The following is a 15,747-nucleotide window of genomic DNA, read 5'->3' as shown; positions in this document are numbered from 1 at the left end:
TGGCGGATCGAGCCGCCGGTGTCGGTCGCGGTCGCGCCCATGCACAAGAGCGCGGCCACGGCAGAGGCCGAGCCGCCGGAGGAGCCACCCGGCACCAGCGTCGTGTTGCTGCCCTCGCGCCGCCAGGGATTGCCGACGGGGCCGAAGCACGAGGTCTCGTTGGCCGAACCCATCGCGAACTCGTCATTGTTGAGCTTGCCGAGCATCACCGCACCGTCGCGCCAGAGCTGCGAGGTCACGGTGGACTCGTAGGTCGGCACGAAATTGCCGAGGATCTTCGAGCAGGCCGTGGTGCGCACGCCCCTGGTCGCGAACAGATCCTTGATGCCGAGCGGGATGCCGGCGAGCGGACCCGCATCGCCCTTGGCGATCTTCACATCCACGGCCTTCGCCATGTCGCGCGCCTGGTCGGGCGTCTCCATCACGAAGGCATTGAGCACGCGCGCGGCTTCGATCGCGGAAAGATGCGCGTCGGTCAGCTCGAGTGACGTGAAAGTCTTGTCGGCGAGACCCTTGCGGGCCTCGGCGAGCGTCAGCGATGTCAAATCGGTCATTTATTGATCGGGCTGCAGAAGAACGGAGACAGGGTCTTGTCGTTGGCCGGGTCGTCTTTTTTGGCGGCGGCTTTCGCGGCAGCCTCGATCTCGTCGAGCACGGCATTGACGGCGACGTTGGGATCGGCAGCCTTGCCCTGCCGCTCCATCTTGTCGAGGTAATTCATGTAGGCCTGATAGGCCTTCTCATCGTCGCAAAGCATGCACATCGGACAATGTCCTGAGACTCTTAGTTTGGCGCGTTTTCTTCACGCGAACCGGCTTCCACTTCGCTCGAAAACGCTATGCAAGTTACTCGACGACCTTCGGCACCAGGAAGAAGTGACCTTCGGTCGCCGGCGCGTTGGCAACGATATCGTCGGCGATCTCGCCGTCATTGACCACGTCCTGCCGCTTCTTCATCTGCATCGGGGTCACCGAGGTCATAGGCTCTACGCCCTCGACATTGACCTCCGAGAGCTGCTCGACAAAGGCGAGCATGGCGTTGAGCTCGCCCTGCAGATGCGGAACTTCGTCCTCGGAGACCGCAATGCGCGCCAGATGCGCGATGCGGCGGACGGTAGCGGCGTCGACGGACATTATATAAGGCCTCTCACGGCAAATCCTAAGTGCCGTATAGCAGAGGCCGGTTTTGCGCCGCAACCGGCGCTAGCGCATGATCCGGAAAAGTGCGAAGCGGTTTTCCGAAAAGATCATGCGCAAACAACAACTAAAGCACCTATCCGGCCAGCGCCTTCATGCGCGCCAGCGCCGATTTGGCGAGATCCCGGGTCAATTCGGCGGCCGGGACCTCGCGGCCGAGGGCAATCGCCTGTCCCGCCCAGAGATTGGTGAAATCCGCCCTGCCCTGCGTTTCGGCAGCCGCCTTCAGCGGCCCCAGCGCGGTCGCGGCATGGGGAAAGGGAGGTGCATCCGGCGAGACCGGGCCCGCCTCGCGCATCAGGCGGTTCTGCACGCCGCGCGCCGGCCGGCCGGTCATGACATTGGTGATGACGGTGGAATCGTCCCGCGCTTCGGCGAGCGCCCTGCGGCCGCCCGCGCTGACCTTGGATTCCGGACAGCGCAAATAAGCGCTGCCGATCTGCACGCCGGATGCGCCGAGCGCGAAGGCCGCGGCGATACCGCGTCCATCGGCGATGCCGCCCGCCGCGATCACCGGCACCTTCACGGCATTGGCAACCTGTGGCACCAGCGCGAAAGTGCCGGGCTGTTCTGCGATCCTGTCCGTCAGGAACATGCCGCGATGGCCGCCCGCCTCGGCGCCCTGCGCGATGACGGCGTCGACGCCGCGCGCTTCCAGCCAGACCGCTTCCCTCACCGTCGTGGCGGAGGAGATGACGCGACAGCCGGCCGCCTTGACCCGCTCGAGCAGCGCCTGTTCCGGCAGACCGAAATGGAAGCTGACGACTTCCGGCTTCAGCTCCTCGACGACGTCGCAGAACGCCGCATCGAATGGCGCGCGGTTCGCCGCGGCGATCGGCGCCGCGGGATCGAGGCCATGCTCGGCGTAGTAACCCGCGAGTCGCTGCTTCCAGCGCGCTTCGGCTTCGGCCGTGAGCTCGACCGGCGCGTGGCAGAAGAAGTTCATGTTGACCGGCGCCTTCACGCGCTGGCGGATGAGACCAACCTGCTCGCGCGCCTTCTCGGCCGAGATCATCGCACAGGGCAGCGAGCCCAACGCGCCGCCTTGCGCGGCCGCAATCACCAGCTCCGCATCCATCACGCCGGCCATCGGCGCCAGCACGATCGGAAATTCAGTCTTGAACAGATCGATCAGTCGACGGTCAGGCCACATGGTTGTTCTCTCTCGTTCGTTCTTACCCTCCCCTGGAGGGTGAAAGATTCTGCGCTGCGATCACCGAGTTACTTCTGCCGGCAAGAAGCTGCTCCGCCTCGGCCGCAATCCGCTCGACGATCTCGGCCGCCGGTGGAATATCATGAATCAGCGCGACTGCCTCGCCTGCGATCACGGCCGCGACGTCGAAATTGCCGGCCGCTTTCGCCGCGGCATAGTCCACGGCAACTGCGGCGACATTCTGCATCAGCTCGACCTCACGGCCGATCCAGCGCCGGGCGTGATCATTGATCAGGCATCGCCCGGTAAAGGGCGCCGGCCAGACATTGTTGCGCGAGAGATCGAAGATGATGCCGCGCACCGTGGAGCCGCCATTTGCCGCGCAGATGCGCCGCTTGGCCTCCTCCGCGCCGTCGGCTTCCCGGCTCGCATAGAAGCGCGTGCCGAGCAGCACGCCGCTCGCGCCCAGCATCATCATGGCGGCGAGCCCGCGCCCGTCGGCGATGCCGCCGGCCGCTGCCACGGGAACACAACCCGCAACGAGATCGACGATCGCCGGCACGAGATCGACGGTGGTCCGCGATGCGCCATGACCGCCCGCCTCCGTTCCCTGCGCGATCAGAACATCGGCGCCGGCATCGAGCGCCTGTCGCGCCATCGCCTCGTCCTGGACCTGGCAGATCAGGCGTGCGCCGGCGGACTTGATCTTGAGCGCAAACGGCGCGGGATCGCCGAACGACAACATGATCGCCGATGGCTTCACGCCGAGCGCAATGTCCAGAAGCTCGGGCCGCTTGGCGAGGCTCCACGTGATGAAGCCGATCCCGAACGGCGCACGCAGTTCGGCGAGCTTCGCAGTCTCCTGCTCCAGCCACGCTCGCTCGCCGTAGCCACCGCCGAGAATGCCGAACCCGCCGGCACGGCTCACAGCCGCGACCAGGCGGCTGCCGGCGACGACATCCATCGGCGCCAGCAAGATCGGATGCGCGATCTCCAGCAGCGTGGTCAGCGACGTCGTCATCGGCATGGCTCCTCCCCGATCTGGACAGCGAGACTAGGCGCGACTAGCATTCTCGAAAAATGAATTGTTGCGAACGCTGCCATCTCGAAAGCGAAACGACGCCATGGAACTCAGCGATCTCCAGACCTTTGCCGCCGTCGCTCGTGCCGGCGGCATCACCCGCGCCGCGGAAGAGCTCAACACGGTGCAGTCGAACGTCACCCAGCGCGTGAAGGCGCTGGAGGCGGAGATCGGAACGGCGCTGTTCGAGCGGCACGCGCGCGGCATGACGCTGACCGGTGCCGGCACGCGCCTCCTCCCCTACGCGCAAAAGATGGCGGCTCTCTCGCGCGAAGCCCTGCTCGCCGCACGCGACGATGGGGAGCCGAAAGGACCGCTCGCGATTGGATCGATGGAGACGACGGCGGCCGTGCGCCTGCCGCCGCTGCTCGCCGACTTCCATCGCCGCTTCCCCGCCGTGCGTCTATCCTTGCGCACTGCGCCGACGGCCGACCTCGTCACCGGCGTGCTCGACGGCACGCTCGACGGGGCCTTCGTCGCGGGCCCCATCACGCATTCCGATCTCATCGCGACGAGCGCCTTCCGCGAGGAGCTGGTGCTGGTCAGCGCGCGGCGCTGGGCCTCGCTGGCCGAGCTGCGCGCCGGCACGCCGGAGTCCGGGCCGACCGCGCTGGTCTTCCGCACCGGCTGCACCTACCGTCAGCGGCTCGAACAGATCTTCGTCGAGTTCGGCTGGCCATCGGCCGCACGCTTCGAGTTCGGCACGCTCGACGGCATGATCGGCTGCGTCGCCGCCGACATGGGCGTGACGTTGCTGCCGCGCGCAGTCGTCGAGCGCAGCGCGATGAACGGAAGCATCGCGATCCACTCGCTGAGCCCGGCGCACGCACGCGTCGAGACACTGTTCATTCAGCGCCGCGCGGGCCATCAAACCAGCGCGCTTAGCGGTTTTACCGACTGCCTGAAGAAGGACGACGACGTCATCGCGGCCTGACACGACGCAGCATTCCACGCGACGAAATTCGTCACAAATCCATCGCGTTTCCGCGTTGCGTTCCGCCGCGGCAACGCAGCACATCAAAAGCTTTGAGGCCTGCAATCATTCTACGTTAGGATGCGCCACTGGCCAGCGCAAAACCATAACGAACCCCAATATCGGCAGAAAACATCGGGAGGACTATCGATGCGCAATACGCTCGTGTTGTGCTGTGTCGCCGCGTTGTCGGCGATATCAGGAACTGCAAGCGCACAGGACTGGACCAAATCGAAATGGGGGCCGAACGACGAGATCGGCGCCGCCAATTACATGACGCCCGAGCTGGTGGTGAAGGCGGCCTCGCTGGTGAAGACCGGCAAGACCTACGCCCTCGGCATTCCCGTCACGTCGCAGACGCCGGCGTATCCGCCGCGCGCATTCAAGCTGACCATCGTGCAGCCCGGACAGGCCGGCAGCCCGGGTCTCGGCCCCAACAAGGCGACCTATAACGACGACATCCTCGACACCTGGGTCGGCATTGGCAGCCAGATCGACGGGCTCGGCCATCTCGGCGTCGAGCACGTCTACTACAACGGCAACAAGCTCGCCGATTTCGCCGATCCCAACGGGCTGAAGAAGCTCGGCATCGAGAAGGTGCCGCCGATAGTCACGCGCGGTGTGCTGCTCGACATGGCCGCCTATTTCAAGACCGACGTGGTGAAGGAAGGCACCGCCTTCAACGTCAAGGAGATCGAGGAAGCCGCCAAGCAGCAGAACGTCGAGATCCGCCAGGGCGACGTCGTCATCTTCCACACCGGCTGGCTCGGCCTGATCGGCAAGGACGACAAACGCTATTCGGCCGGCGAGCCCGGGCTCGGCGTCGAAGGCGCGAAGTATTTGACCGGCAAGGGCGTCGTCGCCGTCGGCGCCGACACCTGGGGGCTCGAGGTGCTGCCGTTCGAATCCAAGAACGTGTTCGAGGTGCACCAGATCCTGCTCGCGATGAACGGGACCTACATCCTCGAAAACATGGACACCGCCGCGCTCGCTCGGGACAGGGGCTATGAATTCCTGTTCGTGCTGGGACAGCCGCGCTGGACCGGCGGCGTGCAGGCAATGATCAACCCGATCGCGATCCGCTGACGCGCGGCCCGCATCGCAAGCGCCCCGGGTGAGGGTCATCAGTGTCTCGACGGAGCACACCGCTTCCCTCACCCGAAAGCCGCGTCGGTCCCCGCTCGAAGGACCCGGGCCCTAGAGTCGGATGTCCTCATAAGATTCGATCCGCCGCGGGCCGACCGAGGTCGCCTCGTGCGAATCCGCGTCGGCGAGATTGCCGAAGTCGAGCTTGGTCAACTTCGTCAGGTCCGCGATCGAGACCTGGAAGACGCTGACATCCTCCTCGGACATCCGCTCGAGCAGATCCGCCTCCTGGATCCGGTCGATCTCCATGACCTGCTTTCGCTGGCTCATCAGGAACGCCGCCGCCTTGAGCGCGTCGTCCTCCTCGTTGCGGCGGATCAGTATCTTCCAGAAATACTTCGGAATTTGAACGCCGCCGAAGCTCGGATCCTTGTGCGGCCGGCCGGCCGGATTTGGCAGATCGGAGCCGTCGGCATCCGGTCCGTCGAACACCGGGCCGTTCATGACGATGCCCTTCGCCTCGCCTTCGAGCAGGACATCGCGCGTATAGTCCTCCAGTCCCGCCCAGAGCTGCTTGCCCTGGTTGAACGAGAAGAACTGCGGCGAGCAGTTGGTGAAATGGAAGGAATCGTCGCCATGCTGCTTGGCCGCGGCGACGGTGTCGCCCCAGGTCGCATCGAGGCGGCGCACCAGATGACCGCGATCGAACGGATTCTTGCTGCGGTCCGCCTCGAAAGTGGCCTGCTTGCGGTAGAACTCGTCGCCGATCTGGGCATCGTCGTCGATGCGCGGATCGCGCAGCCAGGAATCACCTTCGCGCTTCCCGACGTCCTGCTGCTTGCCGCCGTCGATATTGACGCAGCTGAAGAAGGCGAGCCTGCGCTCCTTGTTCATGACGACGCTGTAGTTGAAATATTTCAGCTCGGACTGCCTGGAACTGCCCTTGAGCATCGCGATCCTGGACTTGAGGGCGGTCGGAATCTTCGGCAAGGGGACCGAGAACTTGCCGGTGCCCAGAAAATTCGCCTTGTATCCGGGACGCGATTTCAGCGTGCTCTGATCGATGTGCACGGCCTCCATGGGCAGGCCGTTCTTCGCACTGATGTGAGGCAAGAGGCCGGCCGGCGGGGCGATCAACGGCTTGCCGCCGTTTGGCGCCCGTCCGTTGCCCCCCGCCGGGCCCGGAACGGGCGCGAGCGGCGCCATCGGAATGTCCTTCCTGAACATCGGCAATGGCACGCGGATCGGAACCACGAGCGAGGTCCCGTCAAGGGATTGCTCGACCCAGGCATTAACGCCAAAGGGAGGCGCGGCGGCGGGCGGCCGGACTTTCGCGACCTCGTCCCGGATCGGCGGCTCCTCCTCGTCGAGCACCGGCCTGATCAAGGGATGAGAAGCAACGGCAACCTTGAGGTCGGCGACGATCGCGCTGGTCCGGATGCCTTCGTTGGCGATCCAGTCGATCGAGGATTCGTCCATCGCCGGCTTCCACACCTTGCCGTCCTTTGTCAGGGTGCGGCCCTGCGCATCCTTCCGGGGAACGCCGCTGTGGTGCAACGCGACCACCTGCCAGAAGCGGTTGAACGCCGGCGATCCCGACGATCCGGCCGTCGTATCGGTATTGTACCAGAGGAAGTCGCCGACATATTTGAGCAGCTTGTTCTCGCGGACGCAGACCTGCTTCATCTGCCCGCTGGGATGCTGGACGATGGTGAGATACTCGCCCGGGTCTGCCTTGCCGGGCGCGCCGCTCAGCGGCAGCCAGCCCCAATCCTCGAGCTCCTCGTGGCCTGACAGGGAGGTTGGCGCCACCGCAATGACCGAGAAATCCAGCCTGTCATTGGTGTAGAAGAACTTGCCGGGCTCGAATCCGAACCTCACCGGCACACGCTCTTGTCCCGAAACGTCCAATTCGTAGTTGAAATCGGCGATCGAATTGGCCGCGTCGGCCGGCTTGCCGAAGACGTGATGGTTCGTCAGCAGCAGGCCGGGCCCGATCAGAAAGCCGGAACCATAGCCGAGCAGATTCGACTTGAGATCCCTGAGCTGAATACGGCAGACCGAGCGTGCGGCGGCGGTCCCCTTGGCGAGATAGTTGATGCTGTCGAGATCATTGCCCTGGATGATCCGCTCCAGACCGATCTCGGCCGCCTGCACGTCGTGCGTCTCGGCCAGCAGCTGGCGCTGGCGCTGGCGGATCTTTTCGACGGTCATCTCGATCGGGCCGTCGCCCAATTTCCGGTTCAAGGCTTCGGGCGAGAACTCGGCTTGCTTGAATCGCCTTTCTGAGCCCGCGATCAGGCTTGGCTTGATGAGCATCATGACCTCTCAAAATACCGGGCGAATATTGGACATGGACGGCGCCTGAAAAATTTGCGCCAAGGTTGCAGCGCGGACTGCCGGTCGCTGCCGATCATTCTGGAAATCGGGGCACGCGCCCCACACTACTTTAGACCTATATACTTACATCTGCGCAACCAGAGCGTCAATCGGCGTGCGCTGCCGAGGGCGCGACATCATGCCATGGCCTGCGACGTCACCCGTGTGAGATTCGCCACAAATGATCGTTGCATTTGTGCGTGGTCGTTCTCACACGCTTCTTCCCATCGCCTTCAGTTGCCACCGCCGCAGCGCCACGACGGACCAGATCGCCTCGACCAGACCGAACGGCCAGGCGCCCTGGAGAAAACCGTAGACCGAGCCAAGCGCGCAGGACGCAGCGAACAGCAGCACGAACCAGTGGCTGCGATCCTCCAGCGCGTAAGTGACCAGCATCGCCGTGACGGCGAACAGGCCGAATAATGTCAGCGTATCCATTGTTCCGGGTTCACTCCGCAGCGTGACGCGTGATATGCGCTAAGGCCATGCCGGCTCTTATCCTGCCTCTCGTCGATGCTGCAATCCACTGGCCCGCGCGCGGCGCGCTGGTCGGGCTCGATCTCGGCACCAAGACCATCGGTGTTGCCGTGTCCGATCCCGATCGCCGGCTTGCGACCGGCGTCGAGACCATCTCCCGCAAGGCGTTCAAGCAGGACGCCGCCCGGCTGCTCGCGATCGCTGCCGAGCGCAAGGTGGTCGGCCTCGTGCTCGGCCTGCCCATCAACATGGACGGCAGCGAGGGCCCGCGCGCGCAATCGACCCGGGCCTTTGCCCGCAATCTCGCCGGTCTGACCGCGCTCCCCATCGGCCTCTGGGACGAGCGTCTCTCGACCGCGGCGGTCGAGCGCGAGCTGATCGGCATGGACGTCAGCCGCGCCAAGCGCGCCGAGGTGATCGACGAGCATGCCGCGATCTTCATCCTGCAGGGCGCGCTCGACCGTCTGGCAAATCTACGCGCGGCGCCGGGGACGGACTGATCCATGCCGATCGTGATAGCGGCGCTGCTGCCGGTCTTCATCCTCATCGTGCTCGGCGTCGTGCTGAGGCACAGCCTGATGCGTCTCGACACGCAATGGCACGGGCTGGAGCAACTGACCTATTTCGTGCTGTTTCCGATGCTGCTGATCCAGACCCTGGTCAAGGCCGATCTCTCCAGGGTGCCGGTCGCCGGCGTCGGCGGCGCGCTGCTGCTGTCGGCGCTCGCGATGTCGCTGCTCTGTCTCGCGCTGCGGCCGGCCCTGTCGCGGCTCGGCATCGATGGCCCCGCCTTCTCCTCGATCTTCCAGGGCGCAACGCGCTGGCAAACCTTCGTTGCGCTGTCGATCGCCGCCAACATGTTCGGCGATCTCGGGCTGGCGCTCGCCTCCGTGGCCATGGTCGCGATCATCCCGCTCGTCAACGTGTTCAGCGTCGCCGTGCTCGCCCATTACGCCGCACAGGAGAAGCGATCCCCGCGCGCCATCGCCATGACGGTGATCCGCAATCCGCTGATCTGGGCCTGCGCGATCGGCCTCGCCGTCAATCTGATGCACCTGCCGCTGCCAAAAATCTGGCACGAGGTGGCGGACGCGCTGAGCCGGTCCTCGCTCGCCATTGGCCTGCTCGTCACCGGCGCGGGCCTGCATCTGAAAGGCCTGTTGCGTCCCAGCCTGGGCGCAGCCATCGGCGTCGGCCTGAAGCTGGTGCTGATGCCTGCGCTCGCGCTGGGGCTCGCGGCCTGGTTCGGCATCACCGGCAACGGCCTCGCGATCGTCGCGATCTGCGCGGCCGTGCCGACCTCGCCCAGCGCCTATGTGCTTGCCCGCCAGATGGGCGGCGACGCGCCGTTGCTGGCGCAGATCATCACGCTGCAGACGATCCTGGCGGCGATCACGATGCCGATGGCGATCGCGCTGGCGGCCTGACGCTCGTCAATTCGAGCGCACCTCTCTCACCTCGTCATTGCGAGGAGCTCGCGACAAAATTGCGTAGCAATTTTGCGCCGATGCGGCGAAGCAATCCAGACTTCCGCCGCAGAAAGACTCGCAATGACGAAGTGTGGATCTAGCTCCCCAGCCACATCGTCAGCACCACCGCGGTCAGATTGTTCAGCGCATGGAGCACGATGGTGAGCCAGAGCGAATTGGCGCGATAACGCATGTAACCGAACCACAGGCCGATGGTGAAGACCTCGGCGAGGAAGTACATGTCGTATTGGAGGTGCACGACCGTCCAGACCAGCGACGACAGCAGGATCGCGCCGCCCACGCGCAGGAAGCTCGCCGACCAGCCGCGATAGAGGAAGCCTCGCGCCAGAATCTCTTCCGACATGGGCGCGGCCACGCTGAAGGCGAACAGAAGCAACAGCGCAGCGCCCTTGTCGCGTCCCGATTTCAGCAGGTCGGTCATGAAGCCCGGCGTCGCCTCACGGCCGAGCGCGCGCGACATCGTCTCCCAGACCAGCACGATCAGGATGAGGCCGACGGCGCCGAACAGCATCTGCTTCCAGGACGGCCAGTGCAACGCGAGATAGTCGACAAAGGACGCCTTCTTGATACGAATGGCAAGCCAGACCGCGGCCAGCGTCGCCGGCAGACCCATGGTGACCGACAGCGCGAGCGCTTGGGGCTCGCGGCCGACGAGTTGCAGCGAGGCGAGGTCCATGGGAAGACCACGCTGCACCGCCAGCAGAACGATCGCGCCGATCTGCCCGACGAACATCGCGACGAAGATGAAGAGGCCCCACAGCGCCGTGCCCCAGAACTTCCAGACACGTGGCGGCGCCGGCGTCACGGTCAGCGGCGGATGGTCGGGATTGAGGGAATCCATCAGGAGGCTTTCGTTAGGTCGCGCAGACTATCGAGAGGTCGTTTGCCCGGGCTTGTCCCGCCTGCGCGGCCGAAGCCGCTTCGGCGAGGCGAAGGCCCGGGCATCCACGTTCGTCGCGTCGCAACTCAAGACGTGGATGGCCGGGTCAAGCCCGGCCATGACGATGTGGATTGAGAATGCCCCGCTCACGGCAGCGCGCGCTCCAGCAGCGCACGCACGTCGGTGCTCTCCAGCTCGACAGCGCCGTACATGCTGGCGTGATTGGCCGCGAGGCGCGTCGCGGCGAACAATTCGGCATTGTGCGGCGACACGCCGTTGAGCGCCGCGGCGGCGGCAAGCAGCGCCAGCTTCTCGACGGCAAGGCGCGCGACGCGCTCGCCATCGGCGCGGCGGAAGGTCTTGCCGATGAATGCGACCGCCTCACCAGCCCCCGGCAGGCCCTTCGTCTCGGCCGCAAGCGATTGCAGCACAGCCATCGCCGCGTCCGGCTCACGCGAGAGCGCGCGGAGCACGTCGAGACACATGACGTTGCCCGAACCTTCCCAGATCGCATTGACCGGCGACTCCCGATAGTGGCGCGCCAGGATGCCGTCCTCGACGTAGCCGTTGCCACCGAGGCATTCCATCGCCTCGTAGAGGAACGGCGGCGCGCTCTTGCAGGTCCAGTATTTGATCGCGGGCGTCAGCAGCCGCATATAGGCGGCCTCCGCCGCATCGTGCGGCGTGCGGTCGAAGGCACGGCAGAGCCGCATCACCAGCGCAACGCTTGCCTCGACATGCAGCGCCATGTCCGACAGCACGGCCTGCATCAGGGGCTGGTCGGCGAGATTCTTCTGGAACACGCTGCGGTGACGGGCGTGATGCAGCGCATGCGCCAGCCCCGAGCGCATCAGGCCAACGGACGCAATCGCGCAATCCTGCCGCGTCAGCTGCACCATCTGGATGATGGTGCGGATGCCCTTGCCCTCCTCGCCGACCGCTTGCGCATAGGCGCCGACGAACTCGACCTCGGACGAGGCATTGGAGCGGTTGCCGAGCTTGTCCTTCAACCGCTGGAACTGGATCGCATTCACCGAGCCATCCGGCGCGAAGCGCGGCATGAAGAAACAGGTCAACCCGCCATCCGCCTGCGCCAGCACCAGGAACGCATCGCACATCGGCGCCGACATGAACCATTTATGGCCGGTGATGCGGTAGCCGTCCCCGTCGCGCACGGCGCGCGTCATGTTGGCGCGCACGTCGGTGCCGCCCTGCTTCTCGGTCATGCCCATGCCGAGCGTCATGCCGCGCTTCTGCCACCACGGCGCGAAGCCGGGATCGTAGCTCCTGGTCGACAGCACCGGCATCACGCGCGCGAGCAGGTCGGGCTGCAACGCCAGCGCACCCACGGAGGCGCGCGTCATCGTGATTGGGCAGAGGTGGCCGGTCTCGACTTGCGCGGCGATATGGAATTTCGCGGCACGAACGACTTCGGCGGCATCGCCGGCAGGTCTTCCATCCGCCGTCCACGTCGAATTGTGCACGCCCGCATGCGCACTGTGCGCCATCAACTCGTGATAGGCCGGATGAAACTCGACCTGGTCGCGGCGGTGCCCCCTGGAATCGAAGCTGCGCAGCTTCGGCGTGTTCTCGTTCGCAAGGCGCCCGCGATCGGCCATCGCCGCCGAGCCCCATTGCTTGCCGAATTCCGACAGTTCCCGTTCCGCCTTGGCCCCGCCGTTTGCCCTGACCGCTTCGACCAGCGGCAGGTCCGTGGCGAACAGGTCGACGTCCTCGAACGGCGGCGACTGGTTGAAGACCTCGTGGGTCGCAAAACTCGGCTGGTTCATCAGGCTTCCTCGGCGCGTGATCAGTTCCGGCGCGGCTGGATCGGGAAATCATAGGCCGCCCCGCCCGCCCCCGGCAGGGAAAAGTGCCACCACTCCTTCGAATAGTTCACAAAGCCTTGCCTGGCCATCGCAGCGACCAGCCGCTTGCGCCAGGCGCGCTGCTCCGGATTGATCGACGTCACTGCGGTATGCCCCTTCGCGTCGGTACAGTCGTAGCCGGTGCCCATGTCGACGCTGCCTTCGGGCGCACGCATCTCGACCGGCGCCGTGCAGTCGGCATAGGTCCTTGACGGATCATATTTGGCCGAATTGTCGGCTTTGAGGTCGACCAAAGTGAGATCGAGCGCTGCACCCGTGGAATGCTGCGAGCGGCTCGCAATATAGCCGAGGCGGAACAGCTCGGTCTTCGGAATCTTCGGGTTGTAGCGCCGCTCGGCCGCCGTCTCGTGACCGTTCTGCGACCACTTCACCATGTCGAGCGACGCCCGCGCCGGCCGGTAGCAGTCGAACATTTTCAGCGACAGGTTCTGTGCGGCGAGCTCCTGCTGGACCGCCTTCAGCCGCAGCCCCACCTCGCGCTTCACCACGCATTCGCCGGCGCCGTAGCCGGCGAGCGGACGACCGACGAAATTGTTCGATGTGGCGTAGCGGATGTCCTGGATGATGCTGGGATCGATGTCGCGGAGGTAGACAAAGCTGCCGGGAAGCGATTGGGCGTGGGCACCGGAGATGGTGGTGATTGATATAAACGCTGCAAGAATTGTTTTCACGATGCCTCCCGTCCTCCGGCGTCATTCCGGGGCGATGCGCAGCATCGAACCCGGAATCTCGAGATTCCGGGTCTGGCGCTTGCGCGCCATCCCGGAATGACCGAGTGGGCGACAGATCAGGGGATAACTCGCCTCCCACCGTTTGCCCCTTGCTCCCCCCGCCATCCCCCCCTATAGCTCTGCTTTTAATGACATCGAAATCGACCTTCGTCCTCGGCCACCGGCATTTGCTGGGCATCGAGGGCCTTTCCGCGGCCGACATCAGCGGCCTCCTCGACCTGTCCGAAGAATATGTCGAGCTCAACCGCCAGGTTGACAAGAAGCGCACCGTCCTGCGGGGACGGACGCAGGTGAACCTTTTCTTCGAGGCCTCCACCCGGACCCAGTCCTCGTTCGAGCTCGCCGGCAAGCGGCTCGGTGCCGACGTCATGAACATGTCGGTGTCCTCGTCCTCGATCCGCAAGGGCGAGACCCTGATCGACACCGCCGTGACACTGAACGCGATGCACCCGGACATCCTGGTGGTACGCCATCACGCCTCCGGCGCGGTGGAGTTGCTGGCGCGGAAAGTCGACGGTTCCGTGATCAATGCCGGCGACGGCGCGCATGAGCACCCGACACAGGCGCTGCTGGACGCGCTCACCATCCGCCGCAACAAGGGCCGGATCGAAGGCCTCGTGGTCGCGATCTGCGGCGACGTGCTGCATTCGCGGGTCGCCCGCTCCAACATCATCCTGCTCAACACCATGGGCGCCCGCGTCCGCGTCGTCGGGCCCTCCACGCTGCTGCCGCCCGGAATCGAGCGGATGGGCGTCGAGGTCGCGCGCGACATGCGCGAGGGCCTGGAAGGCGCCGACATCGTCATGATGCTGCGGCTCCAGCGCGAGCGCATGAACGGCTCCTTCGTGCCCTCGTCATCGGAATATTTCCATTATTTCGGGCTCGACCAGAAGAAGCTCGCCTACGCCAAGCCGGATGCCCTCGTGATGCATCCAGGTCCCATGAACCGCGGCGTGGAGATCGACTCGATCGTGGCCGACGGCGCGCAGTCCCTGATCCGCGAACAGGTGGAGATGGGCGTCGCCGTCCGCATGGCCGTGCTGGAAGCTCTCGCCCGCAATCTGCCGAACGCGTGATGCCGATGTTGATCGATCGCCGCCCCATCCTGCTCGCCAACGCCCGCGTCGTCGATCCCTCCAGGGATTTCGACGGCGTCGGCGACGTCCTGATCGCCGACGGCACCATCCGCGAGACCCGCCGCGGCATTGGCGCGGCCGGCGTCCCCGAGGGCACCGACATCGTCAACTGCTCCGGCAAGATCGTGGCACCGGGCCTGATCGACATGCGCGCCTTCGTCGGCGAGCCCGGCCTCAGCCACCGCGAGACCTTTGCCTCGGCGAGCCAGGCCGCCGCGACCGGCGGCATCACCACCATCATCTGCCAGCCCGATACGTCTCCGGTGATCGATAACTCGGCGACCGTCGACTTCGTGATGCGCCGCGCCCGCGACACTGCGATCGTCAACATCCAGCCGATGGCGGCGCTGACCAAGGGCATGCACGGCGAGGAGATGACCGAGTTCGGCCTCCTGAAGGCGGCCGGAGCGGTTGCCTTCAGCGACGGCGACAAGAGCGTGACCAACGCCCAGGTGATGCGCCGCGCGCTGACCTACGCCCGCGATTTCGACGCGCTGATCGTGCATCACACCGAGGACCCCGATCTCGTCGGCGAAGGCGTCATGAACGAAGGCGAGTTCGCGACCCGGCTCGGCCTGATGGGCATTCCGAACGCCGCCGAAGCCGTGATGCTGGAGCGCGATCTGCGCCTCGTCGCGCTCACCGGCGGCCGCTACCACGCGGCCTCGCTGACCTGCATCGACTCCCTCGATATCCTCCAGCGCGGCCGCGACGCCGGGCTTGCGGTCAGCGCCTCGGTCTCGATCAATCATCTGGCGCTGAACGAGAACGATATCGGCCCCTATCGATCCTTCCTGAAGCTGTCGCCCCCGCTGCGGACCGAGGACGACCGCCGCGCGCTGGTGGCGGCGATCACCTCCGGCCTGCTCGACGTCATCATGTCCGATCACAATCCGCAGGACGTCGAGGTCAAGCGCCTGCCGTTCGCGGAGGCAGCACCGGGCGCCGTCGGTCTCGAGACCATGCTGCCGGCCGGCTTGCGGCTGGTTCATAACGGCGAGTTGGAGCTGAAGACGCTGATCCGGGCGATGTCGACCCGCCCGGCCGAGCTGCTCGGCCTGCCGGGCGGAACCCTGCGTGCAGGCAGCCCGGCCGACGTCATCGTGATCGACCCCGATGTGCCCTGGGTGGTCGATCCCGCCGACCTCAAATCGCCCTGCAAGAACACCCCGTTCGACGAGGCTCGCTTTACAGGCCGCGTGGTGCGCACCATTGTCGGCGGACGAACGGTGTATGAGCATGTCTGACGTACGCGATCGTTCGACATGGGAATCGC

The 15,747-nt window shown here is 65.4% G+C and carries 16 protein-coding genes; 6 read left to right on the top strand and 10 right to left on the bottom strand.

Translation table 11 applies throughout. The features are described from left to right. The 5 genes from IC50_RS22835 to IC50_RS22815 form a co-directional block, all read right to left on the bottom strand. A partial coding sequence (locus IC50_RS22835; protein WP_035709924.1) for an amidase occupies positions 1-554 on the bottom strand: 554 nt, incomplete at its 3' end. Continuing rightward, positions 551-763, bottom strand: coding sequence for a hypothetical protein (locus tag IC50_RS22830; RefSeq protein WP_035709922.1), 213 nt, complete (start codon positions 761-763; stop codon positions 551-553). The genes IC50_RS22830 and IC50_RS22835, both read right to left, overlap by 4 nt. An 82-nt stretch (positions 764-845) precedes the next feature. Then, complete coding sequence (gatC, locus tag IC50_RS22825; RefSeq protein ID WP_008548395.1) at positions 846-1,133, bottom strand: Asp-tRNA(Asn)/Glu-tRNA(Gln) amidotransferase subunit GatC; 288 nt, start codon at positions 1,131-1,133, stop codon at positions 846-848. A 139-nt stretch (positions 1,134-1,272) separates the two neighbouring features. Next, complete coding sequence (locus IC50_RS22820) at positions 1,273-2,349, bottom strand: NAD(P)H-dependent flavin oxidoreductase (protein ID WP_035709920.1); 1,077 nt, start codon at positions 2,347-2,349, stop codon at positions 1,273-1,275. Between the two features lie 22 nt (positions 2,350-2,371). Further along, positions 2,372-3,376 carry an NAD(P)H-dependent flavin oxidoreductase gene (locus IC50_RS22815; protein ID WP_035709918.1) on the bottom strand — a complete coding sequence of 335 codons (1,005 nt, stop codon included), beginning with the start codon at positions 3,374-3,376 and terminating at the stop codon, positions 2,372-2,374. A gap of 97 nt (positions 3,377-3,473) precedes the next feature. Between IC50_RS22815 and IC50_RS22810 the strand changes: the two genes are divergently transcribed. Next, entirely contained in the window at positions 3,474-4,364 is an 891-nt protein-coding gene (locus tag IC50_RS22810; protein WP_035709913.1) for a LysR family transcriptional regulator, read from the top strand. A gap of 189 nt (positions 4,365-4,553) precedes the next feature. Further along, positions 4,554-5,489 carry a cyclase family protein gene (locus IC50_RS22805; protein WP_035709910.1) on the top strand — a complete coding sequence of 312 codons (936 nt, stop codon included), beginning with the start codon at positions 4,554-4,556 and terminating at the stop codon, positions 5,487-5,489. Between the two features lie 111 nt (positions 5,490-5,600). Here the strand turns inward: IC50_RS22805 and IC50_RS38450 are convergent, their stop codons facing one another. After that, a complete protein-coding gene (locus IC50_RS38450; protein ID WP_050991060.1) occupies positions 5,601-7,811 on the bottom strand; it encodes a DNA/RNA non-specific endonuclease in 2,211 nt (736 codons plus the stop codon). A gap of 267 nt (positions 7,812-8,078) precedes the next feature. After that, on the bottom strand, positions 8,079-8,306 hold the full coding sequence (locus IC50_RS22795; RefSeq protein WP_035709907.1) for a hypothetical protein: 228 nt from the start codon (positions 8,304-8,306) through the stop codon (positions 8,079-8,081). 47 nt (positions 8,307-8,353) lie between these two features. Here IC50_RS22795 and ruvX point away from each other — a divergent pair, with 47 nt between their 5' ends. Together ruvX and IC50_RS22785 are read left to right on the top strand one after the other, a co-directional pair. Then, positions 8,354-8,845: a Holliday junction resolvase RuvX gene (gene ruvX, locus IC50_RS22790; RefSeq protein ID WP_035709904.1), complete on the top strand. Its 492-nt coding sequence runs from the start codon at positions 8,354-8,356 to the stop codon at positions 8,843-8,845. A gap of 3 nt (positions 8,846-8,848) precedes the next feature. Then, complete coding sequence (locus tag IC50_RS22785) at positions 8,849-9,772, top strand: AEC family transporter (protein ID WP_035709902.1); 924 nt, start codon at positions 8,849-8,851, stop codon at positions 9,770-9,772. A 139-nt stretch (positions 9,773-9,911) separates the two neighbouring features. Here IC50_RS22785 and IC50_RS22780 read toward each other — a convergent pair whose 3' ends face one another. The 3 genes from IC50_RS22780 to IC50_RS22770 all read right to left on the bottom strand — a co-directional run bounded on the left by IC50_RS22780 (position 9,912) and on the right by IC50_RS22770 (position 13,275). Further along, a complete protein-coding gene (locus IC50_RS22780) occupies positions 9,912-10,676 on the bottom strand; it encodes a CPBP family intramembrane glutamic endopeptidase (RefSeq protein ID WP_035709900.1) in 765 nt (254 codons plus the stop codon). A gap of 185 nt (positions 10,677-10,861) precedes the next feature. After that, the gene (locus IC50_RS22775) at positions 10,862-12,505 is read right to left on the bottom strand and encodes an isovaleryl-CoA dehydrogenase (protein WP_035709898.1); all 1,644 of its coding nucleotides are present in this window, start codon (positions 12,503-12,505) and stop codon (positions 10,862-10,864) included. Between the two features lie 20 nt (positions 12,506-12,525). Beyond that, a complete protein-coding gene (locus IC50_RS22770) occupies positions 12,526-13,275 on the bottom strand; it encodes a M15 family metallopeptidase (protein ID WP_035709896.1) in 750 nt (249 codons plus the stop codon). Positions 13,276-13,463: 188 nt separating this feature from the next. Between IC50_RS22770 and IC50_RS22765 the strand changes: the two genes are divergently transcribed. Both IC50_RS22765 and IC50_RS22760 read left to right on the top strand, forming a co-directional pair. Next, on the top strand, positions 13,464-14,411 hold the full coding sequence (locus IC50_RS22765; protein WP_008548449.1) for an aspartate carbamoyltransferase catalytic subunit: 948 nt from the start codon (positions 13,464-13,466) through the stop codon (positions 14,409-14,411). A 5-nt stretch (positions 14,412-14,416) separates the two neighbouring features. Further along, positions 14,417-15,718 carry a dihydroorotase gene (locus IC50_RS22760; protein ID WP_035709928.1) on the top strand — a complete coding sequence of 434 codons (1,302 nt, stop codon included), beginning with the start codon at positions 14,417-14,419 and terminating at the stop codon, positions 15,716-15,718. Positions 15,719-15,747 lie beyond the last annotated feature (29 nt).

The sequence above is a fragment of the Bradyrhizobium genomosp. I (2014) genome (assembly GCF_000261685.1).
In the GTDB taxonomy this organism is placed as follows: Bacteria; Pseudomonadota; Alphaproteobacteria; order Rhizobiales; family Xanthobacteraceae; genus Bradyrhizobium.
The sequence above is the reverse complement of the archived record's forward strand: the minus strand, read 5'-3'. Positions and strand labels throughout refer to the sequence as shown.

Excerpts from the sequence above, each read along its gene's own strand:
- IC50_RS22830 (WP_035709922.1), bottom strand. The coding sequence starts at position 763 with ATGTGCATGCTTTGCGACGATGAGAAGGCCTATCAGGCCTACATGAAT.
- gatC (WP_008548395.1), bottom strand. The coding sequence starts at position 1,133 with ATGTCCGTCGACGCCGCTACCGTCCGCCGCATCGCGCATCTGGCGCGC.
- IC50_RS22820 (WP_035709920.1), bottom strand. The coding sequence starts at position 2,349 with ATGTGGCCTGACCGTCGACTGATCGATCTGTTCAAGACTGAATTTCCG.
- IC50_RS22815 (WP_035709918.1), bottom strand. The coding sequence starts at position 3,376 with ATGCCGATGACGACGTCGCTGACCACGCTGCTGGAGATCGCGCATCCG.
- IC50_RS22810 (WP_035709913.1), top strand. The coding sequence starts at position 3,474 with ATGGAACTCAGCGATCTCCAGACCTTTGCCGCCGTCGCTCGTGCCGGC.
- IC50_RS22805 (WP_035709910.1), top strand. The coding sequence starts at position 4,554 with ATGCGCAATACGCTCGTGTTGTGCTGTGTCGCCGCGTTGTCGGCGATA.
- IC50_RS38450 (WP_050991060.1), bottom strand. The coding sequence starts at position 7,811 with ATGATGCTCATCAAGCCAAGCCTGATCGCGGGCTCAGAAAGGCGATTC.
- IC50_RS22795 (WP_035709907.1), bottom strand. The coding sequence starts at position 8,306 with ATGGATACGCTGACATTATTCGGCCTGTTCGCCGTCACGGCGATGCTG.
- ruvX (WP_035709904.1), top strand. The coding sequence starts at position 8,354 with ATGCCGGCTCTTATCCTGCCTCTCGTCGATGCTGCAATCCACTGGCCC.
- IC50_RS22785 (WP_035709902.1), top strand. The coding sequence starts at position 8,849 with ATGCCGATCGTGATAGCGGCGCTGCTGCCGGTCTTCATCCTCATCGTG.
- IC50_RS22780 (WP_035709900.1), bottom strand. The coding sequence starts at position 10,676 with ATGGATTCCCTCAATCCCGACCATCCGCCGCTGACCGTGACGCCGGCG.
- IC50_RS22775 (WP_035709898.1), bottom strand. The coding sequence starts at position 12,505 with ATGAACCAGCCGAGTTTTGCGACCCACGAGGTCTTCAACCAGTCGCCG.
- IC50_RS22765 (WP_008548449.1), top strand. The coding sequence starts at position 13,464 with ATGACATCGAAATCGACCTTCGTCCTCGGCCACCGGCATTTGCTGGGC.
- IC50_RS22760 (WP_035709928.1), top strand. The coding sequence starts at position 14,417 with ATGTTGATCGATCGCCGCCCCATCCTGCTCGCCAACGCCCGCGTCGTC.